Here is a 24,960-nt window from a genome sequence, read left to right on the forward strand (position 1 = left end):
GGTTGTAGCAACATCCATCAAGCCAATGCCGGTGGCTGAAGCCAACCGGAAATCGTCTATTTTGTTGTGCCGCTTTCTGGTACGGTGGCTGAAGCCACCGCCTTCCGTCTTGGTTTGGCGACGATCAGCCGTGTTGCTGTAGCATCAGCCATCAGTATTTGTTTTCATTGGTGGCCACAGCCAACCGGACATCGTCTTGTTTGGCCGCCGTTTTATTGTGCGGTGGCTGAAGCCACCGCCTTCCGTCTTAATCAAGGTTTTGTATCAAGTATAACCGCTATACAGCATACACCCAAGGTTTGACTGTAATATATCCAATACTGCCATCACCGCAGCAGCGCGATCTTGCCCGTCCTCCGGTTGCCTTTGTCGTCGTTCACCACCACGAAATAGATGCCATTGGCGCAGGCTTTGCCTGCGGCGTTGGCGCCGTTCCACTCGAAGCGGGCGAACTCGTTTTCCTCCAGAACGCGCACCAGGGTGCCGGCGGAATCGTAGATCCGGCATCGGTTGAGGCCCCGGGGCAGGGTTTCCGTGGGATGGTTGCGGATGATCACAGAACCGCGCTCGGCGGGACGGAAGGGATTGGGGTAGATCACCAGGTTTTCCAGCGCGGCCTCCGGTTTTTCCGCGATGCCGATCTTGAGGGTGTTCAGGCCCTCCGGAGTGCCGATCAGCAGAGTGCCTTCCACGGGCTGGTAACCCAGGGCGGTGATATAGTTCGAAAGCAGGGGCGAGTTTTCCTGATAGTAGTTCGTAAAGCGTTCGGTATCAGGATCATACATGCTGATGCCGTGCTCCAGGCTGCCGATCCAGACGCGGTTGAAGGGATCGAGATAGATGGCGGTGGGCGTGGTGCGCACCGAGCCGTAGAGCCGCTCTTCGTCAACGTAGTAGAGGATGTCATTCTCCCAAACGCGGGTGACTTTGTTGAATTTGAAGCGCTTGATCGAGGTATCCCACTTGTACCAGTCGGCCTCATCCCACATGAAGAGCCCGGTGCTGGCGGCGATCCAGTGCTGGATGCCCTCGTAGGCGCTGTTCAGGCTCACGACGCCGTAAACCTCGCAGTTGCTTAGTTCCGGTGGATCGGGAATGATCCAGTGGGGGCCGTCGGTTTCAGGAATGGAATCATGGTTCCAGATCACCAGGCCGCGGTCGTTGTAGGTGCCGATAAAGTATTGGCTGCCATTGTGATAGCAGTAGATCGAGCGCTGGTAAACGCTGTTCGGGATGGTAAATTCGGCGATGAGGTTGTCATCAGGGTCCAGCACGCTGAAGCCGTCGTTCAGACAGGCCACGAACATGTTGCCGTGCCGGTCCTGGGTGATGCTCAGGTCCGTGTTGCCCAGCAGCTGCGCCGAACCGGTGATCGCGGGTCCGTATCGGCCCAGCTCCGCATCCCAGAGATGGATGCCCTCGCGGTCCAGATATTTCCAGCTGGGGATGGCTTCGTCGAAGATGGTGACTCCGAATTTCCAGCCCTCGGGGCTGTTGTCGTTCACGTCGTAGGTGCCGAACCATTTACGGTCGTGGCTGTCAACCGCCACGCAGTAGATGTTGTCCGTGTGGATGGGACTGTTGGCAATGGTGAATGTTTGCCAGACGCCATCCAAGTATTTGCTGGCGCCCAAGGTGCTCTTGCGCAGGGGCAAAGCGCTGAGCGCGCCGCTGCCGAACCAGACGGCGTGGGCGGCGTCGGTGGCTATGCCGGAGATCTTGGGAAAGCCGATGGAATTGGGCAGGTCATGTTGCCAGTTAAAATCGCTGGTGGTGGTGCCTTCCCACTGTGAAAAAATGCCGTCGCCCCAACTGCAGAGATAGATCATCTCGTCATGGGTGACAATTTTACCGATGCTTTTGGCGCCGAGGTTGGCTTCGGTCTCAGACCAGTGGCGGACATTGCCGGCGCTGTCGATCCGGGTGAGCAGGGTGTCGGCGTTGCGGGAATAGCTGAGGAAATCCTCGTTCCAGTTGCCGTAGGCCACCCACAACGCGCCCAGGCCGTCCAAAGCGGCGCTGGATATCGTTTCCAGAAGCAATCCATCCGCCTGCCTGTAGGTTTTCCAAGTGCCGGTCCAGGGATCGTCGGAACGGGTGTAAACCGCCAGCGGGCCTGCCACCGTGAGGTGGCCCGGGCGCACGGCCAGTTTGTATTGGCTGCCGCTGCCGCCGGGAAAATCGCCAAAACTGTGCCAGGCGGAATCCACATCCAGGGAGTCCAGATGGACAAAATTGACGCCTCCGGCACTGCTGAGATACAGATAGTTGGTGGAGGCCAGTTCCATGGCGTCGATGGCATCGGCCAGCAGGCCGGGGGTGGTTTGAGTGGTGTATTTGTGCAGCAAAAGGGGGAAATTGATCCCCTCCAGATAGTAGTAGGAGGCCAGGCCCGCCTTGGTCGCCACCAGGATGTTGGCGCCTTGTTCCACGATCTTGACCACGTTGTTGGAAAGCAGGCCCAGAGAGGCATTCAACTGTTGAACACCCTGTGGCGTGACGATCGTGATGCCGTTGGCGGCGGTTCCCACCCAGAGGCTCTGGTTCAGGGCGATGTATGCCAGGGTGCGCACGTCGTTTGAGGCCAGGCCTTCCGCGGTGGTTAGGATCTCCTGCCCCGCGGGAACTTCTCCGTTCCCGCCCCAGGAATGCACCACGCCACCCCAGGTGGAAAAATAGGTATCCCAGTCCCCCAGGGGGACAAAATCGTAAACATGGCTGAGGTTGGTGATCGTTTGCCAGCGGGTGGCGCTCAGCATCAGGCATACCGACGCGAGCAGCACTATCAATAAAATCCGTTTCATTTTTTTCTCCCTTGCCGCATGAGGACGTAGGCCAAGACCACACCCAGCACCAACAGACCGAGCAGTACCGAGAAGAGGATGCGCTTGGTGGAAAAGGAAAAGCCGATGGCGATGAGGCCAAAGAGCAGGGTTACAACGTAGCCGGTGAGCGCAATGGCTTTTTGGGAAAGGCCCAAGCCCAGCATGGCATGGTGCAGGTGGGCTTTGTCGGCCACGAAAATGTTGCCCAGGCGCAGGCGGCGGAAAACCGCCAGGGCTGTGTCGATGAGCGGGATTGCCAACACGGCCAGGGGAATGATGAGCGTCATCGAGGTGATGCCTTTGTACTGCTGCGTCCCGGCAGTGGAAACAGCCGCGATCACCAGCCCGTTGAACAGCGCGCCGGTATCGCCCAGAAAGATCTTCGCGGGATGGAAATTGAAGCGCAGAAAGGCCAGATTGCCGGCCAGCAGAAAGGCTGAAAGCGCCGTCACCATGAGGTTCTGTTCCTTGATGCCCACGCTCAGCAGCACCGCGCAGACGATCACGCAGACTCCGCTGGCCAGGCCGTCGATGCCGTCGATGAGGTTGATGGCGTTCATCACCACCAGATACCAGAGCAGGGTTACGGGGAAAGAGGCCCAGTGCAGAACGAATTCCGCGCCGAAGGGGTTGGTGAGCGAAGCCACGCGGAATCCGATGGCGTACATCACCACGCCGATCAACAGCTGCAGCAGGAATTTCAGCCCGGCGCGGGTGCCGTGGCGGTCGTCCAGAACGCCCAGGAACAATGTTATCAGCTCCACTCCGGCCAGTTGCAGCAGCATTGTCCCCAGCAAGTCCGGCAGTAAAATCAGCCCCAGCGCTCCCTGCGCCAGCACCAGGGGCAGGGCGAAAGAGAGCCCGCCCGCCTCAGGAATGGCCTGGGTGTGGATCTTGCGTTCGCCGGGTTGGGCGAGGATGCCGAAATGCTTGGAAAACCTGATGTTCAGCGGCACCAACAGATGCGTGAGCAGATGAACGCCCAAGCTCAGCAAGAGGATGGGCAGCGCCATATCAAGATTCACGCTCCCTCCCGGTAAAGCCGCAGATAGCCGGCCACCATCTGTTCGTAAGAGCAGATCCCGCCGATGGTTTGGGCCGCTGTTTGTCCCTTTTGGAAAGCGCCGGAGCGGTCGCGGGAAATGGCCGCGATGCGGTCGATCAGGGCGGTTTGGTCATCCAGTGGGACCAGCCAGCCGCAGGTGGGATTCACCAGTTCCCGGATGGAAGGAATGTCCGAACCCAAAATGGGCAGGCCGGCGTGCATGGCCTCGATGATGCTGAAAGGCTGGGCCTCCCAGCGGGAATAGAGCAGGAAAACGTCGAAGAGCGGCAGCCATTTGGCGACGTCCGCGTCCCAGCCAGGCAGCAGGATCCGTTCGTTCAGACCGTGCGAGTGCACGATCCGGCAGCAAAGCTGAAGATATTCGCCATCGCCCAGCAGGATGAAGCGCAGGTTGGGTTCCCGCGCGCAAGCCTGGCAAGCGGCGCCGGTGATGTTCACCACGTTCTTTTGCGCGGTGAAACGCAGGGTGGAACCGATCACGAAATCCTGTTTGGCGGGGTCTGGCTTCCGCGCGGCGGCGATCCGGGCCAGTTTTTCCGCTTGGTCCGGGGGCAGGGCGTTGTTGACTGTGAGGGCCTGTTCCGGCGGCAGAAGGCCCAGCGCCAGGCATTTGGCGCGATCAGAATTGTTAACGAAGACCACCTTGTGCCCCAGCGCGTTGCCCGCTTTCTCCAGGTGCCGGAACAGCTGCTGCCGCAGGCGTGCTTGGCCCTCCTGAAAAGCGGTGCCGTGCTCGGTGTGCAAGATCAGCGGCACCCGGCAGAGCCTGGCGGCCAAACGACCCAGCAGACCGGGTTTGGAGGAATTGGTGTGCACGATGTCGAAGCGGTGGCGGCGCAGCAGAAGCAGCAGCTCGGCCAGTGCCGCGGCGTCCAGAGGCGAGATGGGATGCCGCAGGAAACGCAGCGGAATGTGTTTGTAGCCCCTTTGGCGCACCGCCTCGACCAAATCCCCGCCGGGGGCGCTGGCCACGTAGATGTCAAATTCGTCGCGGGGCAGGCCGTCCAGCAGGTGCAGGCTGAAATTCTGCACGCCGGAAAGCAGCGGCAGCAATTGCAGATGGAGCAGTTTGGTCACGGTTCCCGATTAAGTCTGATCACCGCGATCGCCTCCGCGGGCACTCCGGTGAAGTGGACCATGTTTCCTTCCACCCGGGCCGGCAGGCCGTCCACTTCGCGGATCTTGTCCTCGTTGAGCACCTGCAGGGCGAAATGTTCCATTTCATCAGGAAAATAGATGCTGATCTCGTAATCGCTCTCTTCGATCGTCACGCGGTTGCGCCTGTCCCACCAGGTGGTGAGTTCAGCCGGCGTGGGCACCCAGACGCGGCCGGCCTTCAGCAGGGCCAGCGCGTAGGCGTACAGCTTTTTCACATAGGGGATGTCGGCATAGGAGGCGAGGTTGAGGTCGATCCCGAAGATGCCGCGGGTGCGGAGGGCAGCCTGGAAAAACTTCTTGAGCAGGTGTTTGGCCGGCTCGAGCTGCAGGGTTTTATAGCGGCCCACGCGCAGATGGGCGTCGTGATAGACGGTGGGAAGCTCCCACCAGCTGGCTTTGAGGCCTCCGATCCAGGGCTGGTAGGGAACGCTGACCCCGCTCACGAAGCCGGGAGTGTCCCTGCGGGCGGTGCTTTGGCTGTGGGAGGGGCCCAGTTTGTTGTGCAGGTCGCGCAGGGCATCGCTGGAGCGGTAATGCAGCTGGCGGATGCCGATCTGGTCTTTGCGCAGTTGGTGCAGCATGATCTGCTTGCGGGAGACGAACTCGTCGCGGGTGGGCTTGTCCGGCGCGAGCAGCAGCCCCACGTCGTGCCCGGCGCGGGTGAGCTGCTGGATCTCTTCCTGGAGGTCGGCGTCATCCAGATTGTAGTTGATGTATTCGTTCTTTTCCGGGGCGATGTAGAAAACGCTGCGGAATCCGGAATCTTCCTCCAGCTGGCGGTATTCCCCGAAATTCCAGTAGAGTTCCACATTGGTGAAGAGAAAGCGGAATTTGCTGCCGATGCTGTGCAAAAGCTGGCGCCAACTGAAGGATAAGAGCATCGCGAGGTCGCTGCCCACGGAGAGGAACAGCTCTGAATAGTTCCATTTCTGCAGGTTGTCCACGCTGTGCGAGAGCAGGGCCGCGCCTTCCTGGGCCTGCGGCCAGTACTGCTTTTGAACGATGTGGATGCCCTTGGCGCGGGTGTGCTCTTTGATCATGCTGTCGATCAGCCAGAGCAGGTTGTCCACATAGGGCGTGTCGCGGTGGGAATTGAGCTGGCTGGCCTCGTCCGGATGGCAGCCGTCGGCGTCGCGGGTGGGATCGATCTGCGCTTCCAGGCCGGCCAGATGGAAAAAGACGTTGCCCACGAGGTCGAAATTGATCTTGCCGGCGTGGACTTCGCTTTCGGAATAGTTTTCGGCGGGATAGGAAAAACTGCGGGCGCTGATCACCGGCGTCTGCGAGAGCAGCTTGATGGTTTTCAGGCCACGGCGCAGCTTGTCCGGATTCATGCTCTTGGGGTCGAAGAGGTCCGGCTCGCTCTGGATGAAAATGGTGATGAAATGGCGCGCGATCCCCTTCAGCTCTTCCACCGTGGGATCGGTGTAGCCGTAGATGAAGAGGATGTCGTTGTCCTTCAGCTGGCCGGTGTCCGAAATGAAGCAGAAACCGTAGCCCAGGGTCTGAAAGATGAAGCTGAAGGCGTACTTTATCTCGTGCTGATACCTCGCCAGCTTGTAGTCGATGAAGATCGAGATCATGCGCAGCTTACCGCCAATTTCTTTTTAAGACCATAGATTCCCCTTTTTACTATGTGTCAAGCAAAATCGTCGGTTACCACTTTTTCCGACTCTCTTTCAAACCGGGTGGGTAAAGCCCGGAGGGCGACAGAACTAAAGCGAGGGCGTGGAGTGAGCGTAGCGATCGGAACCCCTCGTCAGGAGAGTTGGTCACACATGTAAGCAACCCCCAAGCCCAGGCTCAATATTTTGTGAGCCTGGGCTGGGCTTGGGGGAAAAATGAACAAATTCAGTTTGTCGTGAAGCGAGGGGCTTACGCGCCCTCGCTATGGTTCTGTCGCCCTCCGGGCTGCTTCTGGTTGAGCGCCGCACCACTTGAAAGAAAGCCTCTTTTTTTATTTGTTACCCACTTGGATAGACAGAGAGCCTTTTTTCATATACTTCCGCAGTCGTGTGCGCTTTGGCCACACTCCCTGCCGCCGCTTTTGGGGTTCAGGCGATGCTCAGAACACCAATCCCAGGCCCAGCGAACCGGTGGGAAAAAACCCCAAACCCCCGCCGGCGAAGGGCACCACCTCCATACCCAGCTCGGGATGCAGGATCACCGGACCCAGATTCAGCCTCAGGCTTCCGGATACATTTCCGTGCACCAGATTTTGGGTTTCACCCGCCGGGTTACTGCTACTTTTCCGAACCAGGTTGTCATAACTGACCCGCGCACCCAGAGTGGGGACCAGCCAGGATTTCACTTCCCAGGAGGAGAGAAAGGCCAGTTCAGCCCCAAGTGACGAGTACTTCGAGTGTCCCTCAGCGGTTCCGTTGCTGGAAAGCGCTGTCAAAGAGGGCGCCAAAGCCAGATAGTTGAAGTCTGTATTTCCCACCAGTAGCTTGGCACCCAGTTTACCTCCCACCATGAAGCCGGAAGTGTAGATCCGGCCGGTCAGGTCAAACCCGGGCGACACGCTCAATCCAGTCTTGAACCCGGTGATGAGCCATCCGCCCAAGTTCTGGTCCTGCGCGTTGTTCTGCATCATGGTGCCCAGGTCCACTCCCAGGTTTTCATACAGGGTTAGCTCCAGGTTTTTGTCCTGCAGGGGCACCGCCGTGTCCAGCATGCTGATGTCCATGATGGAGCAGGCGCCAAGCGAAGCCAGCAAAGTGGCCATTATCAACAGTCTTGTCATCTCTTGTAACCTCTGTAAGACAGAATAAGTGATTCTGCCACCGTGCAAAGTAAATATTCTTGAACAGGTTTATTTGACACATGGTCCGATTTACCCGCAGACCATCTTGGGCAGAGCACGGGTTCAGACGCTTGCCCCTGCCCAGGCTTGTTCAGCGCGATGCAGGCATCGCCTGCTTTCAGATTCGACTGGGACCGGTTTTGGATCCGCCCCCCGCGCGATCCCCGCACCAGATGCGGCCATCCTCAGGGAGGCTGGCGCCGGGCTCAAAACAGCAGCTTGGAAAAAACCCCGGCAGCTCTGCCGGGGTTGGGATATTCAGCGCTGCCCGGGTTGGGCAGGCGAGGTTTGTTATTTGATCATCAGCATCTTGCGGGTGGAAACATAGTCCCCGGCCTCAAGGCGGTAGAAATAGACTCCTGAAGAGACTCCACGTCCGCCGGCATCCAGTCCGTTCCAGGTGATCCGGTGCGTTCCGGGGGCCAGGTCACCGTCCACAAGTTCCTTCACCAGCTGGCCCTTCACGTTGAAAACGCTCAGCCTGGCCTTGCCGGACCGCGCGAGATCGAAGGAGATGGTGGTGCTGGGGTTGAAGGGGTTGGGGTAGTTAGAATTGAGGCTGGTAAACAGTTCCGGCGCGTTGTCTTCCATGTTTTCCACCACGTAGGGAAATTCGAAGGCCAGGGTGTCTGAGGGGCTGCCTTCCGTGTTGTAGAAGACAGCGCTGATCAGATAGGCATAGTCTCCATGCAGCGAGATCACGTCGGTGTGGGTAAGCCCGGTGGTTTGCTGGATCAGTTCGAAGGGTCCGGTGTTGAATTTTTTATAGACGCGGTAATTCATCACCGGGAGCACCGGATCGTAGGGCGGTTCCCAACTCAGCAGCACTTCACCGGTGAGGTTGTCAACCGCGAAACCGGCATTGGCCGGCTGGGGCAGGTTGATGAGGGTGAAATCGGCCTGGTGCACCGGATCGGCGGGGGTGATCAGGACGTTGTTGATGCTGGAGGATTGGTGGTAAGGCAGGGTGGCATTCACGTTGAAGGTGCCGTTGGGCAGGTAGAGCCGGTAGGAACCGTCGGCAGCGGGATGGGTGGCGTAGTAGTTGCTGGCCATCACCAAAGCCTCCGGGGCCGGGGTGTCTGAAGTGGGGATCACCGTCCCGTGCAAGTATCCGGTCTTCTGGTTCACGCCGCTGAGCTCAAAATCGTCGATGAACCAGCCGATGCCGCCAGTGCCGCCGTCGGAGCCCATGCGGAAGCGGAAACGCACCTGCTGTCCGGCGTATTGGCTGAGATCGAAGATCACGGGCTGCCAGTTGGCCAGGGTCCCGGAAAATCCTGGTTCGCCGCCCAAACCGGCCAGGCTGCTGTGCGTGTAGCCGCTCAGAGGGTTGAGCAGGCTCCAGGTCATGCCGTTGTTTGTGGAAATGCCCACGTTGCCGCCGTCATAGTTATTCTCAAAACCGTAGCGGTGCTGCAGGGAAAGGGTCGCTCCGGTTTCCATGGCGTAGAGCGGGGTCACCAGCACGTAGTTCACCAAGTCCGGGTAGTTGCCGCTGAGCCCTGTCGCCCACAGCTTGGTGCCCGAAAACGCGGTCACCTGTGAGGGCGTGCCCCAGGACCAGCCAGTTTCGGAAATGAAACCGCCGCTGTTGGTCTCAAAATCGTTGAAAATGTTGGCCATGTTGTAGGGGACCATCAGATTCGAGTTCAACGGCATGCCGTTCGAGATGGAGGCATTGAACTGGAAGGGGATGTACTGCCCCAGGGCGGACGTGCTCACGAATTGCAGCTCAAATACGAACTGCATCACGGCGTTGGCCTCAATGAGCGGCAGGATGATGATCGGTTCGGCGATCACCACATCCGTGCTTGCGGTGGAAAGCGTGGCCTGGATATCGCGGGATTGAACGGCCGCGTGGTTGTTGACGTTGATCACCAGTTTCACCGTCTCCAGCGGATCTATGATGCCGTTGAAATTGGTGTCGGCATCGTTGATCAGGAAAGATTCGAACACCAGCACGGAGGCGTCCACCCGCAGGCTGAAACTCCTTTCCCAAACGGATTCTCCGCAGGTAATGGTGAGCAGGAAGTTGAGCACCGTGGCGTTGGGGCATTCCGGCGAAACGGTGAAGACGAAAGGAACGCGGTTGACCCCGAAGCCGTCACCCACAAGGGGAAAGTACTGAGCTGTGGCGTTCGTGATGGTGATATGCTCGCTGGTGGTGGAAAGCGTGGCCGACACATCTTCAGCGGTGAGGCTGCCGATGTTTTGCAACTGCACGCCCAGTTCGACTGTTTCGCCGGGCTCGCAGACTCCGTTGCCGTTGTCGTCGTCCACAAAGGTTTCGCTCAGCAGCAAATGTGGTTCGTGGTAATAGATGGGGATGTTGGTGATGTAGATGGCGCGCTCGTTACCCAAAGGCGAAGCGGCTGTGGGATACGTGTTTCCGTAGGAGTATTCCAGGCCCACCATGCCGCTGTGGTCCTCGATGCCGATGGTGGAGTAGCAGCCGTGGTGGCCGGTGTTTGTGGATGAATCCACATTGTTGAAAGTGTGATACTGGATCTTGATGGGGCCGTCGCCCAAAGCGGTGGCGAACACGCTCTGGTCGTAGAGGATGATCTGGAAAGTTTCCAGGCTGTTGCCGTTCACCCCGTTTTTCATGTTGTACCATTCGATCACAAAGGCGTGCTCGTCGTGGTCGTACAAGGTGTAAACACCTCCCCCGGCGTGGGTGGCCAGGTCATCCCAGAATGCCGCGATCATGGGATTGGGGCCCATGGCGCCGGGCAGGCGGTAGTTTCTGAATTCGGCATTCTCGGAAACGCCCATGGCTATGAAGCCGTTGGAGGAAACCGTGATCTGGTTGTACATGATGCCGTAAAATTGGAAGGGGAAGGGCAGATTCACCACTTCCAGCGCGTCCGCGCCCACCTGGTCTCCCTCGTCACCGCTGGTGTAGGCGTCGGAGATGGCCAAAAGGGTGCCCACGCCTCCCTCGGCAGGCGCGATGCCGTTCCAGTCGTACACGGGGCATTCCTCGTAGGAGGTGTCTGTATCGTCGTAGATCACATAACCGTAGCTATCCGGCCCCAAGGGATCGTGCACATCCACTTCGCCGGCCGTGAGGGTGAAGCCCAGCCATTGTTCGAAACCGGCGTCGTTATAAAGCTTGAGCTGCATGGGGATCAGCATGCCCGGCAGCAGCATGGGCCGGCCGTAGAGCTCGAACATGTCCGTGGATGGCGTCACCTGCACGTTTTGCAGCAGATCGCCATACCACGCCGTGTTGTCATTCACCGCCACCAGGTCGTTGAGGCTGTAGAGTTTGCCCCAGATCCCGGTCACTCCCGTGGGAGTGATGTTGCTTACCGTTACCGTGAAGCCCGCGGTTTCGTTGGGGTCGAGCACCTGGTTGCCGCCATTGGTCACCAGGCTGTTGTTGTACATCATTTTGGCATTGTGGATGGGGATGAATTCCGAGATGTCGTAGCTTTGGTTCTGGCCGTCCGTGAGCAACACGTGGATGCGGATCATGGCCTCATGCGGCGCGTTCGGCGCGATCTGCATCACCACTGGGCTGGCGTTGAAGCCCAGCCCGCCGCCGGCGATCTCGCTGTAGGTAACCAGGGAATCCACGAAAGTCACCCAGGGGCTGTTGGAGTGGACCTGGCCGCCAAGCCCGGAAATGGGGCTGGCAGCGGTGTTGGTGAGCCCGAAAAGGATCTCCAGGGTTTCGCCGCCGTTGGCCAGGCCGTCGTTGTTGCCGGAAGAGGCGCCGGTGGTGTCATCATCGATAACGATGCTGGCCGGCACCAGGGTACCGCTGCTGTCCACGGTCAAAGTTTGCTGCAAAGGCTTGAAATCGTGTTGGGAAACTGTGAGCACGCAGTCGTTGGTGGTCATCGTTTGCGGCAGCATCAGGATGATGTTGCCCTCGATGTCCGTATAGCCCCTGCTGATGATCGAGCCGTTCTGGGTGAGGGTTACGGATGCCCCCTCCACCGGCAGGCTGGCGCCGTTCAGCACATTCACGTCCAGCAGGCTGAGGCCCAGCGGAATGCTGGTCATGGTTGTAACGTTGAAATGATCGGGAATGCCGGTCCAGGTTTCCATGGTGGGGTCGCCCATCAGATTGCACCAGTGGGTGAACTTAAGCACGTTGTCCGGAGAAGAGACACCATACGTTTGTGACATGTATAGTTTGCCGTTCAGCAGGGCCTCTCCCATGGTGCGCATCCCGTATTGGAAGATGCCGCCGAAGATGCCGCCGTGCAGCACGTTGTTGAAGTTCGTATGCGTGCTGGAAGTGCTCATACCGATGCCGGTGACGGCGCCTTTGGGAACGGCCGGGGTGCCGTAGCGGATGAACTGCTCCATCTCGGAAGTGCCGTTCCAGTAGTTGTTCGTGCCGCAGGTGATGTTGATGGCGTGGGGAATCCTGTAGGCGTTGAAAAGGGCTGATTCCGACGGCGGTGAGTAGTCGATGTAACCGCGGTAGCTGTAAAACCCGACGCCCTGGTTGATGGCCGCGTTGATCTGGGTGGCGGCGGGCGAGCTGTTGTAGATCTCCGTGAAGGTGTAATCCGGGTTCACATTCAGCGCCCGTTCCTTGATGTATTTGCTGATGTACATGGTGGAAATGCCCGAGGGGGCGGTGTCGCCCACCAGCAGCATCCGGTCCAGCCAGTCAGCCGTGTCCAGGTTTACGTCGCGTTCATAGAGATATATCTTGCTGAGCAAGTTTTGCAGTTGGGAGATGTTTTCCACCGAGATGCGGCCTATGAAGCAGTCGCCCAGGATGTCGCTGCCGGCCAGATGCGTGTAGGGATAATCGCCGCCGCCGTTGCTGACCACGGAAGCCGCCGGGATGGTGTAGCTGCCGCTGGTATCGCCCAGCAGGATCACATAATCCGGCCGGGTGGCGGGGTTGTTGTAGGCGTTTTGGATGTAGTTCTTGATGGTGGTGGTGCTGCTGCCGGCCTGGCCGGAAGCCGTGCTGGCCACATCAACGTCCGCGCCCTTCTGCTTTTTCCAGAGCACATACTCGTTCAGGGCCGTTGTGAAGGCCGGGTCGGAGTTGCTTCCGTAAATGAGCAGGAAACGGGGCGGAACGTTGCTGTACATGAGGTCGCGGTAATCGTCAAAGTTGAGGATCATGGATTCGTAGATCCTGGCAAAGGAGGGAGAAACCGCTGTCAGTTCGCCATCCAACTCGTTGAGTCCGGGACCGCTGGTGTAGCTTAGCCTCAGGTTGATCTCCTGGTTCACCGTCAGCGTCTGGGTTTGGGGATCATAGCTGAAGGGATTCACCAGCAAGTTCACAATACGGAAATCGCGCAGGATCATGGGATCGCCGCACTGCACCGCGGTGGCTGGATAGGCAGTGCCGCCGGCATAGAAAGCGGCGTCGATCACAAAGGATTTGGGCGCTTCCTCCTGCTGGCCTTGCTGCACCGGATAGGCCATGAACTGCTGGATCTGGCTCTGCTCCTGGCTTAACACGCTAACCTCAACTCCGCCCCGGCGGGGAATGGCCAGGTGCACGCTGAGGGTGGGCAATTCCGGAAAACCGCTGTCCAGCGTGCTTCCGGCCCCTGGAAGTATGATCCGTTGGTAGATCGCCCCTCCGACCTCAGACTGTTCCAGCTCAAACTGGGGCAGGGAGAACCGGATGTCGGTATGGTTGGCGGCTTTGTCCGTGATGGCAAAGGCCTGGTTGAACTGGGTGGGCGTGTATTCGCCGGCCGCGGCAAACACGAAGCTCACGGCAAGTCCCGCCAAAAGCAGGAGTATCAAGTGTTTCATTAGCTTACCTCTAAAGGTGTGAATATGGTTTTGCCTACTGACCTTGCAATATGCGTTCCAAAGCTTTACAGATTGTAATAGAGCAACAGCTCGTGTGGATGAACCCGGTTCATAACCGCCTGATGCTCAGCCAGTTTGTGCTTGATGTGGGATTCGATCAGTTCTTCGTTAAACACGTTGCCCTGCAGCAGGAACTTGTGGTCCTCCTCCAGGCAGCGCAGCGCTTCGGCCAGGTTGGCTGGAATGGACAGCAGTTTGGCTTTCTGTTTCTCGCTCCAGGCAAAGACGTTGTCGTCGTAGGGCCCCAGTTTGTGTTTGGCGGGGTCGATCTTGTTGATGATGCCGTCCAAACCCGCCAGCAGCAAGGCGCTCATGGCGAAGTAGGGATTGCAGGTGGCGTCGCCGGTGCGGAATTCGAAGCGTTTGGTCTCCGGCGTATTGGCATATTTGGGAATGCGGATGGCCGCGCTGCGGTTGGCCAGGCCGTAGAAAAGCTTCACCGGCGCTTCAAAGCCGGGCAGCAAGCGCTTGAAGCTGTTGGTGCTGGGATTGGTGAAAGCCACCAGGGCGCGTCCGTGCTTCAGGATGCCGCCGATGAACCAGATCGCCTCGTTGGAGAGGTCAGCGTAGCCGCCTTTTTGGTAGAATATGTTCTTGCCATTTTTGTGCAGCATCATGTGAAAGTGCATGCCGTTGCCGGCCTGGTTGTAAACGGGTTTGGGCATGAAGGTGGCCGTGAGCCCGTACTCCAGGGCGGTGCGGCGGATGATGTCCTTCATCACCATGGTGTCGTCGCAGATCTTGGGGAAGGCCAGCAGTTCCGTCTCGATCTCCTGCTGCGAGCTCAGCCCCACCTCGTGGTGGTGGTAGCGCACCTTGATCCCCTGCTCTTCCATGCGGTCCGCCATTTCCTGGCGGATCTCGTAGTAGCGGTCGAAAGGCGTGTCCATGTGATAGCCTTTTCGGCCTTGCTGGGCCACGGCGTCGTCATCTTCAAAATCCAGGGGCAGGGCGTCTTTGCTTTCCGCGGAGGTCACGGTGTAGCCGCTGGAATATTCGTCGCTGTTGTATTCCACGGTGTCGAAGAGGTGGAACTCCAGTTCCGGGATCCAGGTGCTGTGGTCGGCGATACCGGTGGATTTGAGGTAATCCTGAGCCCTCAGGGCCACGCTGCGGGGGTCTTTTTTCACGCCGATGCGGGTTTCCGCGTCGCAGATGGAGCAGATGAAGCGCAGGGTGGGGGTCTCGAAGAAGGGGTCGATGTGCGCCGTGTCTGTGTCCGGCATCAGCACCATGTCTCCGGATTCCACGGAGCGCATGCCCGGGATGGAGGAGCCGTCGAAGGGCACGCCCAGCCGCAAAACCTCATCCAGCCCGCGGGCCGGGAAGGTGATGTGGTACCAGCGTCCGTCCATGCCGGTGTACTTCAGGTCGATCGCCTTGATGTTGTGTTTTTTGATCAATTCGATGATTTTGTTCTTGTCCATGCTTTTTATCCTTGGATGTTTTTTGTTATCGTTTTTTCAGGCAACGCCCAGCAGGCCCATCACCAGGTTGATGGGCGGCAGGATCAGCCGGCCGATGATGTTCAGGTTCAGCAGGCGGGATACGATCAGAATGCCGAAGAGCACGTACATGCCGGTCCTTTCCTGGGCCATCCAGCGCCAGTAGGCGTCATCCGGCAGCACCATGCCCAAAACCTTGCTTCCGTCCAGCGGCGGAACCGGGATCAGGTTGAAAAAAGCCAGCAGCAGGTTAAAAAACACCACCATCTGAAAGATGTAGGCCAGCAGCTGGTTGCCGGGGCTGAGGTGATACAGCAGCGCGAACACGATGGCGATCAGCAGGTTCGAAGCCGGCCCGGCCAGCGCCGAAAGCCCTATCCCCTGTTTGATGTTTTTATAGTTGTAGGGATTGAGCGGCACCGGCTTGGCATAGCCCCAGATCACGCCGGCCGTGAAATACATGATCAGCGGCAGGATCACCGTACCGAACCAATCGATGTGCTTGAGCGGGTTCAGGCTCAGCCGGCCGGCCCGTTTGGCCGTGTCGTCGCCCAGCCAGAAGGACACCACGGCGTGGCTCACTTCATGGATGATGATCGAATAGAACACGATCAGGATGATGATGCCGGTCAGCACCATTTCGATGGTTTTGTCCGATACAACCATTTACGCCTTCCTGAGTTTCAAAAACTTGCGTTTGCCGGCCCGTAGCACCATGCCGTCGGCGAGGGTGACCTCCGCGTCCACTGAACTCACCCTGGCGCCGTCGATGCTCACCCCGCCGCCCTGGATGAGGCGCTTGGCCTCTCCCCCGCTGGCGCACAAACCGCTGTCGGTGAGCAGTTTGGCCACGCGGAACACCGGTTCGCTGACTTCAAACTCCGGCATCTCGTCCGGCAGCTCGCGTTTGGAAAAGAGCTGCTCAAAGCTTTCCTGAGCGCTCAGCGCGGCCTCTTCCCCATGGTAAAAGCCCACGATCTCGCGCGCCAGCCTTTTCTTCAGCAGCATGGGGTTGGTGCCTTGGGCCAGTTCGCCGGTCACCTTGTCCAGCGCTTCCTCGTCGGCGTTGGCGGCGTACTTGAAATAGTTCAGGATCAGGCTGTCCGGGATGGACATCACCTTGCCGAATTTATCCGCGGCAGTGTCGAACACCGCGATATAGTTGTTCAGCGACTTGCCCATTTTGTTCACGCCGTCGGTGCCGGTGAGGATGGGTGAAAGCACCGCCACCTGCTGTTCCTGGCCAAAGTGGCGCTGCATGTCGCGTCCGCAGAGGATGTTGAATTTCTGCTCGGTGGCGCCCAGCTCCACGTCGCTGTGGATGGCCACGGAGTCGTAGCCCTGCAATATTGGATACATGAGCTCGTGCATGCCCAGGGCCAAACCCGCCTCAAATCTGGTTCTGAAGGTATCGTGGGCCATGAACTGGGCCAGGGTGAATTTCCCCATCAGCTTTAGGACCTCGGCCATGCCCATGGCGCCGAACCACTCGCTCTGCCAGCGAACTTCGGTCTGTTCGGGCTTCAGCACCGTGTAAAGCTGCTCCATGTATTTTTCGCTGTTGGCCAGGATCTCCTCGTGCGTGAGCGGCGGCCGGGATTCGTCGCGGCCGGTGGGGTCGCCGATCTGGGCGGTGAAATCGCCGATGATGATCACTCCGGTGTGCCCCAGGTCTTGAAAATCACGCATCTTGCGGATAGGCACCAGATGGCCCAGGTGGACGTCGCAGCCGGTGGGATCGATCCCGAATTTGATCCGCAGCGGCTGGCCCGCCCGCTCGCTTTTCTCCAGCTTGGCCAGCAGGTCTTCCAGCGGAATGATCTCGTCCGTGGCTCTTTTTATCACTTTCAGTTCTTGTTCGAAACGCATGTCTATCCTTATGTTTTTCCATAAATTGGACTCACGGGACCAGAAACGGCAGGGGGCGTATTTGTCAAGCCTTTCCGGCCCGGACACTTGCGGAAATGACTTCCAGGGCCGGAGCCCATGCCGGACGGCTGCCGCCGCTTGGTTTGCGGGAACAAATTTTTTCTTGACAGGAAATGGCCGGTGGGGAGGATGCGTTCACTCGACGGTCAGAAAAATTCGCAACAGGAGGTTGTAACTATGTACGGGTTCAGGGGATCTGCGGTTCCCTCAAAATCACGGGAAATCTCTGGCGCATCGCGCGCGGGGACAATTATGGGTCTGGATCCTGCTTTTTCCCGGCCACTGGCTTGAACTGAAGCCGTGCGGGAAAGGTACGCTCCGGAGCAATCAATGTAAACTGTATTAGGGAGGAAAAATGTATCAGGTCCTGTTCAAGGAAGGGACATACCAAATCGTGAAACAGGGAATGCCGGTGTACACGCCGGCGGGAAGCATCGTAAGCGCCGAAAACGAAATGCTGGCCCGGAAACTGCGGGAGCATTTCCTGGCCTTTGGCACATCCCACGCGGACTGGCGCTCGCTGGCCCACTTCCACTTTCCCCTGCTGGACTTCGTGCGCCACTACCCCAAAACCGACGTGATCATGCGCCTGGTGATGGACCTGGATCCTTACAACGACTGGACCCTCCGGCCCGTGGCTGACAATCCGGAGCTGGAACGGCACCGGGAAGGGCTCTTTGGAGATCCGGCCACGCAACTTGCCCAAGGCCGCGCCTGGCTGGCCAGCCTGAACGAGTATCAGCTCTGCGCCGCCCTGGTGCTGGGCAGGGACCTGGGCAGCATCAACGCCGCCTGGATGGCCACCATGCACTGTGACAACGATGCGGAGAAACAATTCAGGTCCGGTCTGGTCCTCTTCAATCCTGAACTGGGCAACCGCCCCCTGCGCGAGCTTTTGGCCAACTATCGCTTTTACCGGGGACTGTAGCGGCAACGGCGATTCCACGGCCAGGGCGTCATTCCGGGGAAGTCGCACAAGCGACTGGGGCCAGGGTGTCATTCCGGGGAAGCGGGGTCCTCGCGGACGAGCGTAGCGAGTTCGTGGGGTGCGGATGGGACCCCGGAATCCAGAAACCAGCACCACCCCGCCTCAAACTTACGTCATTCCGGGCAAGCGTGCGCCAGCACGCGGGGAACCGGAATCCAGACGATGTGGGTAATGCCTTGGGAGGGTTTCGATGCAGACTGCGTCTGGATCGACCCCTCTTTGGCCTGAGTCTGAGATGGGCTATTCCCGCCAGGTTTGGATTCCGTCTCTTCGCGCCAGAGGCGCTCCTTTACGGAATGACGTGCGTTTGAGGCGGGGAGAGGGATGTTCTGCTGTAGCCGATGCTCCTGCGTCGCTCGACTCCAGCGGGGTAGGGGATGTTTGAATCCGTTCAATCCGTAAATCCGTTCAATCCGTGAATCCGTATGAAAATGTGTATGCCCGGGTTCTGCTGTAGTCGATGCTCCTGCGTCGCTCGACTCCAGCCTCTCCGTCACGGAAGCCAAGTGATCCGGCAGGGCAAGGCAGAGGCCGGAGGCTGCCGCCAACTTGATCCCGGCCAAAAGAAAAAGCCGGAAACCAATCTGAGGTTTCCGGCCTGGAAGTTGAGCTTGTATCCTGGTCTATCGGACTTGCGCGCAGATCAGGTTCGCGGCTTCTTCGTATTTGTCCATTTTACGTTTGGCGGCGCTGGGCAGCGCCAGTCCTGGCAGCGCTTGCGCCCCGGCGTTGCCGGCCAGTCTGCGCAAAGTGTTCACGGAGGAGTTTCCGGTGAGCCAGGCCCAGGGAAAAGAGTGGGTCACGAAAGGCAGCACCTGCCTGCCTCTGAGCTGAGGTGCCAGGTCCGCCATCGCTTTCAGCAGCAAGGGATAGGGCCGGAACGCCCAGACCGGGCCACCGATGAGAACGATGTCCGCGGAGCTCACATCAGGCAGGTTGGTTATCCGGATGTTTCCGGCGGCCATGGGTTTGCTCTGGTCCAGGGGCGGATCGGAGACCAGCTGGGTGAGGTTCACCTGATGTCCGGCCTCCATCAGTTTGGCGCTTATCATTTCCCCCAGTTTCAGGGTGTTGCCGGATTGGGAGCAGATCACCATTGATACTTTCATGGCAGCATCTCCGGGGTGGGTTTGGCGTTGTCGTCGCGTTCCCAGCGGTCGTCGATCCTGGTGCGGACGGGGCTGTTCTTCCGGAAGTAGTTAACGATGGCGTCGCGCAGGTTGATCTGATGGAAGATGATGTCTTCCGCGGGCACCTGGGTGAGCAGCGTGAGCCCTGCGTTGCCCTGCATCAAAAAGTCGGTGGTGGTGCAGGTGTAGATCTTGTTTTTGTCCCAGGGTTCGCCGGCGATCTTGAGCGAGGTCACGCGGTCGAAATTGGGCCGTTTTTTGGAATAGACCACGTTGACACCGGAGACCACCAGGCCGTGGCGTCCGCCTTCCACGCGGGTTTCGATGATGCGGCGCAGGAATTCGCCGGTGCAGCGGAAACTCACCACCATGTTGTCGAAAGGCATCACCTGAAAGACGTCGCGGTAGGTTACAGGCCCGTTTTTGATGTCCGCGCGCACGCCACCGAGGTTCAGAAAGGCGAAATCGGCGTTCACTTCGTGGCGCATGGCGTCCGTGATCGTGTTTCCCATCAGGCTTTGGGCATCCACGTTGGTGCGGGAGAGATAGACCCCTGCGGTGCCGATGATCTCATCCATGCCTTCTTCGGCAACGGCCACCTGGGCTTCGATGGTGGCGGAGATCTCCGGGTCCGGGATGAATTGGTCCTCAAACAGGGTGATCATCAGGCCTTCGCGCAGAGCGGGCAATTCATAGCCGCTCACGCTTTTGGTTTCGGGATCGATCGTAAGCGTCATCCAGCCAAGGTTCGAGCCGTAGGCATAGCCCTGGATCACCATGGTGTGGGTGTAGGGATCGATCCAGGGTTTGGGAATGCCGCGGTGCATGTGGCCGCCGATGAAGAGATCGATACCGGGCACTTCGCGCGCGATCTCCTGGGCGTCCCAGCCCCAAGCGGCGTAACGCTCTGCCTGCAGCGGATTGCCCTGGGCGTCGTAGCGCGAAAGGTAGGTTTCCTCGATCTCGTAGGGCAAGCCGGCGTGGCCCAGAACGATCACGATATCGGCCCTTTCCTGGTCGCGCACGATCTCCACGTACTTGCTTACCGCGATCTTTTCGTCCACAAAATCGATATTCTTGATGTGCTCCGGGAAGCTCATCTTTTCCGTGTCCGTGGTGGTGAAGCCGATCACGCCGATGCGCAGGCCCAGCCTTTCGAAGATGCGGTAGGGCACCACATACCAAGGCAGGTCGCCGGTGCGCCGGTCGATGATGTTGCAGGAAAGGATCGGGAAATTCACGCATTCCAGCGTTTCCATCAGCTCTTCGTCGATGATGTCGAACTCGTGGTTGCCCACGGTCATGGCGTCGTAGCCGATGGCGTTCATATATTCGATCACGGCGCGGCCTTTGGTGACCGTTCCAACGGGGCGTCCCTGGAAAAAGTCGCCGGCGTCCAGCAGCAGGGAAGCGCGTTGTTCGTTTCCCTGCGAGCGCACGTGCTTGATCAGAGTGGCCGCGGACGCCCCTCCACCAAGTTGGGGAGGAAAGTCCGGGTTCATGAAAGTGGCCTCCGAGCGGTCGATGCCGCCGTGGACGTCATTGGAAAACATGATGTCCAAACGAAGGTCTTCTGCGCCGAGTCCAGCCGCGAGGGCCAGGCAGAGCGCTGTGAGCAGAATGATATTTTTCATAATTATAAGTTTATCCTTTAGCTACAAGTTATCTGCCGGCTGCCACATGACAAGCGAATATTTACTGTTTCTCACCAAGAGATACTAAGGCTGGCGCTCAGGCTCAAGTTGCTTTCCCGCACCTTGTCCGGGTTTTCCCAGCCGCGGTCGGTGAGCACGATGTACTGATTCGGCCAAAGCTGGTAGGTGTCGTCGTCGGTGTATTCGGTGTCATCGTAATACTTATCCCTGAACATATCCAAGGCTTCGTATTCCCGCCAGGAATAGCCGATGCCGAGGTCCAGATGCAGGTTGTCTGTCAGGAAAACGCTGCTGCCTCCGGAGATGGTGGGTGTGATAACTTTTCTGACGGTGATTGTTCCGTCTCGCTCTAATTCGCGAAGATAGCTGGTTTCAGATCTGAAACCCAGGCGCAGGGGCAGGCGGTTCGTGATGTGGTGTTCCACCCCGGCTGAGAAATTGTAACAATCATCGTAAGGGAAATACTGAACGATTGTAAGTGTATCAGGTATTTCAAAATATTCTGGGATTTCGCTGAACTTGACCCATTCAACCTCCAGATTGAATCTGGTGCGCATGATCATGTTACGCGGCTGGTAGTTCAGGCCCAGACTGATCTGGGTCGGCAGGATATAATCTTCGGTGATGGACGCGGTGGAATCCATGGCCGCGTGACCATCCCAGGCTTCCTGCTGGATGGAGTAGTCAAGCTTGCGGTCCAGAGTGGATTTGAGCGCGTAAGTGCTGCCAATACCGAAGTTCTCATTGATCCGGATGCCGATGCCGCCTTTGAGGCGGTAGCCGTCGAGATCGACGTGCTCGGTATAGGTGGAATCAGGCAATACGCCTTCACCCACTGTATCGATGGCCCACTGACTCCAGCGGATGGTTTTGGAACTGGTGATGTCGCCGTAGAGCTTGCCAAAATCAAGGCCCAGATTGACGTCGAAGACCTGGCCGAGTCTGAAGCCCATGCTGGCAACGGCGGAGGCCTGATTAAGCACGCCCGTGTTTTCGATCCGGTTGATGGCTATCATCTCGGGATAGGAGTCGTTGTCGGTGTTGCGGTTGTTGCGGATCTGTTCGTCGTAAGTGCCGTCGAAACTCAGATAAGGCCTGTAATACGCTCCCACGCCGAGCCTTGCTTTCCCCAGTTTAAGAGCGGTGAAAGCGGCGGCGGAGTAGTCGTCGTACATATTGATGTTGGAGGCGTAGACGGCGTCGTCGATGTAGTTGTCGAACGAATTGTAGAGCGGCACGGCCCGGTTGTCTTCGTTGCGGTTCACAAAAACAGCGCCGGCGATCCCGGCCCCTTTGTCCATCAGGGTCAGGTTCGCGGGATTGATGATGATCCCGGCGGTGCGCATGTCGTCAAAAAGCCCGGTTCCGCCCATGGCCTGGCTGCGGGCGTCAAGCACGCCGAAGCGGTTTCCAAAGTATGTATCGGTGATGGACCAGGCGCTCAGCCCGGCCAGGGAAAGAAGCATTGCCAGCATTATGATGAGATGTTTGTTGATCATTATTCCTCCACTTAGTAGCGGTATTCAAGGCTGAGACGGATGGTGTTTTCCTTGTGGTCCACCCGCTGGTACAGGTTTTCACCTTCCACAGGCACGTTATACTGGCGGATGCTCAGTTCCTGCGTCTGATAGGTTTTGTTTCTGAATTTCAGAGAGAGATACATGTTGCGGGAGATCCTCGAATGCAGGGCCACCCAGGCTTTCATGCCCTTGTCGCCCATAAAGTCGATCTCCATGTCTTCCCAATCCCAGTGCGAAATGCCGTGGCCGAACCAGTAGATCAGCGAGCCCTGCACTTTCAGGTTGGCGTTGAAGTTGTGGGTGTAGTTCACGCCGATATAGTCGCCGGTCATCAGGGTCATCGCGGCCGCCATGGTGTTGTTGCCGGGCAGGGCCGGATTGGTGAGCGAGGTGTAGGCCGGGCTCAGCACGGTGTTGTAGCGGTATTCGAACTCCAGGAAATCGCGGTTGGAAAGGAAGGTGCGCACGCTGAAGGTGTATTCGTCGGTCTTGGAAACACCGCGTTCGGCGTAGTCGTCGTAGCGGTTGGTCTGGGTTTTAAAGCGCGCCCGCATGGCCAGCTGGAAAACCGGCCGGAATTCCAGCTCGGTTTGCAGCCGCACGGAGCGGCGCGCGTCGGAGAGGCGTTCCCAGATGTCCAGGTAGCTGCGGCCAATGGTGAAGAAGCGGTCGAATTTGTAGCGGGTCTCAAAGTAGATCCCTTTCTCCGGCTGGGATTGCGGCGCGTTCAGATAGATGTCCGCCAGGGTGGGATTGGTGAGCGCGTAGATGTTCTTTTCCAGGATGGTGTCGTTGAAGCGCTCGTGCTCGGAGAAGGAATTGCTGTAGGGATTGTCGAAGCCAATGTCGTAGTGGCGGTAAAGGCTGAGGAAATAGAGGTTGTCGAACTGGGTGTAGGCGCTCACGAGATAGGCCTTGGGATCATCGCCCAGTTTGAAGTCCGAGCCGTCCACGCTCAATTCCGCGTATTCACCCTGCACGGAGACGTTGCCGAAAGTGGTTTGGGCGTCAAAACCCAGCACCCGGCGGTAGTTGCGGGCGTAGGTGTCGGTGAGGGTGCTGTAGAGGCCGGCGATCTCGGCGTCCATCATCTTGAATTTGGGATAGTAATAGGAATCGCGCACCAGCAGCATCTTGAGGTCGTTCCAGGCCGGCACCACGAAGTAGGCGTTGTCATAGAGCGCGGTGTAGGTGGTGAAGCCAAGCTTGGTGCCCAGGAAGGGATTCACCTGCAGATGCGTGCCCCAGAGGGTTTCGCGCAGCGCGTCCTTGCGGTAGGCCAGGTTGATGTAGTCCGTGGCGTAGGGCGAGCCGCTCTGCAGTTCGCTGTTGAAATGGGTTTCGGCCTCGCGCAGTTCCTCGGTGCCAAAGCGGGTGGTGGGGATCACATAGCCAAAAAGCTTGTCCTTGCCGCCTTCCTGGATGATCTCGCCATCCCGGTCCACGTAGGCCACCGCGTCCTTGTCATCCTGCGAGACCCAGCCGGAAACGCCGAACCAGGGATTGGTGAGTTCGACCGCCGCGCCGCGCAGGGCGTATTCCTGGGTGCGGGAAAGATCGGGGGTGAGGCCCAGGATGCGTTTGCTGAAGCCGTAGCCGGTCTTGCGGGCGCTGTAAAAATCGGTATTTTCCATCACCAGCCCTTCCCCAAAGGTGGCGCGGTAATGGCCCAGATATAGTTTCAGCCGGGTGTTGTCCAGCAGCGGCAGGGCGGTGTTCTCATAGCCGGCGTAGAACTTGGAATCGGCCATGATCTCGGCGGGGCCTTTGTCCCGGATCGGAGTTTCACCCTTGGGGCTGTAATACATCCAGCCCACCTTGTAGTTGTTGCCGTAGCGGGCGCGCAGCTTCACCAGCAGATCGGGGTTCACCTCGTCCATGTTGAAGTAGCCCCAGTAGGAAAGGTCCTTGCGGTGCGGGACCGTCACGCTGGAATTGCCGTAATCGCTGCGCAGGAAGCTCTCGTGATACATGTCGTAGGCGCCTTCCTCCAGATAGCGGGTGTAATACTCCATCTGGGCGTCCCACATGAAACGGTTGCTCACCGGCGGTTCCTTGTAATAGACGTAGCTGCGGAGGTTCGTGTAGCCGTAATAACTGAGCCCGGGTGAATTGCGCAGGTCGCGCATGTCCGCGATCGTGTCGCCCTGCGCGGTGCGTTTGAGAATGCCCACGGCGTCGATGGCGGAAACGTTGGGCAGGCTGATGAAGTCGTCGAAGTGCATCTTGTTCACGTTCTGGGGCGTCATCAGATAGTCCTCCCAGACGTCGGACATGCCTTCGGAGGCTCCCTCGTTGCTGTCCAGGCGTTCCAGCAGATCGCGGATCTCCTCGCGCCTGGCCGCCACCTCGTCTTCCTCCACGTACAGCGAAACCACTGCCAGATCCTTGATCCGCAGCAGCGTCGGCTGGTCGATGGAAGGAATCTCGCGCAGCTCGTAGATGTCGCTGAAAATGGAAATGTAGGTGCGGTAATCCAGGATGTCCCGGGCCTGCTTTTCCGTGAGCGGCAGCTGCAAAAGTTCGTCGAGGTTGGCGGTGTTCAGATCCACTTTGGCGGCAATCTGCCCCAGACAAAAGAGGGCAAAGAGCAAGACAAATAACTTTTTCATCGCTTTTCCTTA

The 24,960-nt window shown here is 58.5% G+C and carries 14 protein-coding genes; 1 reads left to right on the top strand and 13 read right to left on the bottom strand.

Annotation, left to right across the window (positions count from 1 at the left end; genetic code table 11):
- Positions 1-326: 326 nt before the first annotated feature.
- The 9 genes from LHW45_00405 to tyrS all read right to left on the bottom strand — a co-directional run bounded on the left by LHW45_00405 (position 327) and on the right by tyrS (position 16,983).
- Positions 327-2,804 carry a T9SS type A sorting domain-containing protein gene (locus LHW45_00405; protein MCB5284046.1) on the bottom strand — a complete coding sequence of 826 codons (2,478 nt, stop codon included), beginning with the start codon at positions 2,802-2,804 and terminating at the stop codon, positions 327-329.
- Positions 2,801-3,850 (bottom strand): undecaprenyl/decaprenyl-phosphate alpha-N-acetylglucosaminyl 1-phosphate transferase, encoded by a 1,050-nt coding sequence (locus LHW45_00410; GenBank protein MCB5284047.1) that lies wholly within the window; start codon positions 3,848-3,850, stop codon positions 2,801-2,803. Before LHW45_00410 ends, LHW45_00405 begins: the two co-directional genes overlap by 4 nt.
- Positions 3,847-4,968, bottom strand: coding sequence for a glycosyltransferase (locus tag LHW45_00415; protein ID MCB5284048.1), 1,122 nt, complete (start codon positions 4,966-4,968; stop codon positions 3,847-3,849). Before LHW45_00415 ends, LHW45_00410 begins: the two co-directional genes overlap by 4 nt.
- Complete coding sequence (locus LHW45_00420; GenBank protein MCB5284049.1) at positions 4,965-6,632, bottom strand: hypothetical protein; 1,668 nt, start codon at positions 6,630-6,632, stop codon at positions 4,965-4,967. Before LHW45_00420 ends, LHW45_00415 begins: the two co-directional genes overlap by 4 nt.
- Positions 6,633-7,114: 482 nt before the next feature.
- Positions 7,115-7,795 (bottom strand): hypothetical protein, encoded by a 681-nt coding sequence (locus LHW45_00425; protein ID MCB5284050.1) that lies wholly within the window; start codon positions 7,793-7,795, stop codon positions 7,115-7,117.
- Between the two features lie 351 nt (positions 7,796-8,146).
- Positions 8,147-13,609, bottom strand: a complete 5,463-nt coding sequence (locus tag LHW45_00430; GenBank protein ID MCB5284051.1) for a C25 family cysteine peptidase — start codon at positions 13,607-13,609, stop codon at positions 8,147-8,149.
- A gap of 65 nt (positions 13,610-13,674) precedes the next feature.
- Positions 13,675-15,096 carry a type I glutamate--ammonia ligase gene (gene glnA / locus LHW45_00435; GenBank protein MCB5284052.1) on the bottom strand — a complete coding sequence of 474 codons (1,422 nt, stop codon included), beginning with the start codon at positions 15,094-15,096 and terminating at the stop codon, positions 13,675-13,677.
- A gap of 36 nt (positions 15,097-15,132) precedes the next feature.
- Entirely contained in the window at positions 15,133-15,780 is a 648-nt protein-coding gene (locus LHW45_00440; protein ID MCB5284053.1) for a site-2 protease family protein, read from the bottom strand.
- The gene (tyrS, locus tag LHW45_00445) at positions 15,781-16,983 is read right to left on the bottom strand and encodes a tyrosine--tRNA ligase (protein ID MCB5284054.1); all 1,203 of its coding nucleotides are present in this window, start codon (positions 16,981-16,983) and stop codon (positions 15,781-15,783) included.
- 415 nt (positions 16,984-17,398) lie between these two features.
- Between tyrS and LHW45_00450 the strand changes: the two genes are divergently transcribed.
- Positions 17,399-17,971, top strand: coding sequence for a hypothetical protein (locus LHW45_00450; protein ID MCB5284055.1), 573 nt, complete (start codon positions 17,399-17,401; stop codon positions 17,969-17,971).
- Positions 17,972-18,654: 683 nt separating this feature from the next.
- Here the strand turns inward: LHW45_00450 and LHW45_00455 are convergent.
- From LHW45_00455 to LHW45_00470, 4 genes are all read right to left on the bottom strand, one after another.
- Positions 18,655-19,140, bottom strand: a complete 486-nt coding sequence (locus LHW45_00455; protein MCB5284056.1) for a hypothetical protein — start codon at positions 19,138-19,140, stop codon at positions 18,655-18,657.
- Positions 19,137-20,795, bottom strand: a complete 1,659-nt coding sequence (locus LHW45_00460; GenBank protein MCB5284057.1) for a bifunctional metallophosphatase/5'-nucleotidase — start codon at positions 20,793-20,795, stop codon at positions 19,137-19,139. Before LHW45_00460 ends, LHW45_00455 begins: the two co-directional genes overlap by 4 nt.
- A gap of 71 nt (positions 20,796-20,866) precedes the next feature.
- Positions 20,867-22,315, bottom strand: coding sequence for an outer membrane protein transport protein (locus tag LHW45_00465; GenBank protein ID MCB5284058.1), 1,449 nt, complete (start codon positions 22,313-22,315; stop codon positions 20,867-20,869).
- A gap of 11 nt (positions 22,316-22,326) precedes the next feature.
- Positions 22,327-24,948, bottom strand: coding sequence for a helix-hairpin-helix domain-containing protein (locus tag LHW45_00470; GenBank protein MCB5284059.1), 2,622 nt, complete (start codon positions 24,946-24,948; stop codon positions 22,327-22,329).
- Positions 24,949-24,960: the final 12 nt, after the last annotated feature.

The organism is Candidatus Cloacimonadota bacterium, assembly GCA_020532085.1.
Lineage (GTDB): Bacteria > Cloacimonadota > Cloacimonadia > Cloacimonadales > Cloacimonadaceae > Syntrophosphaera.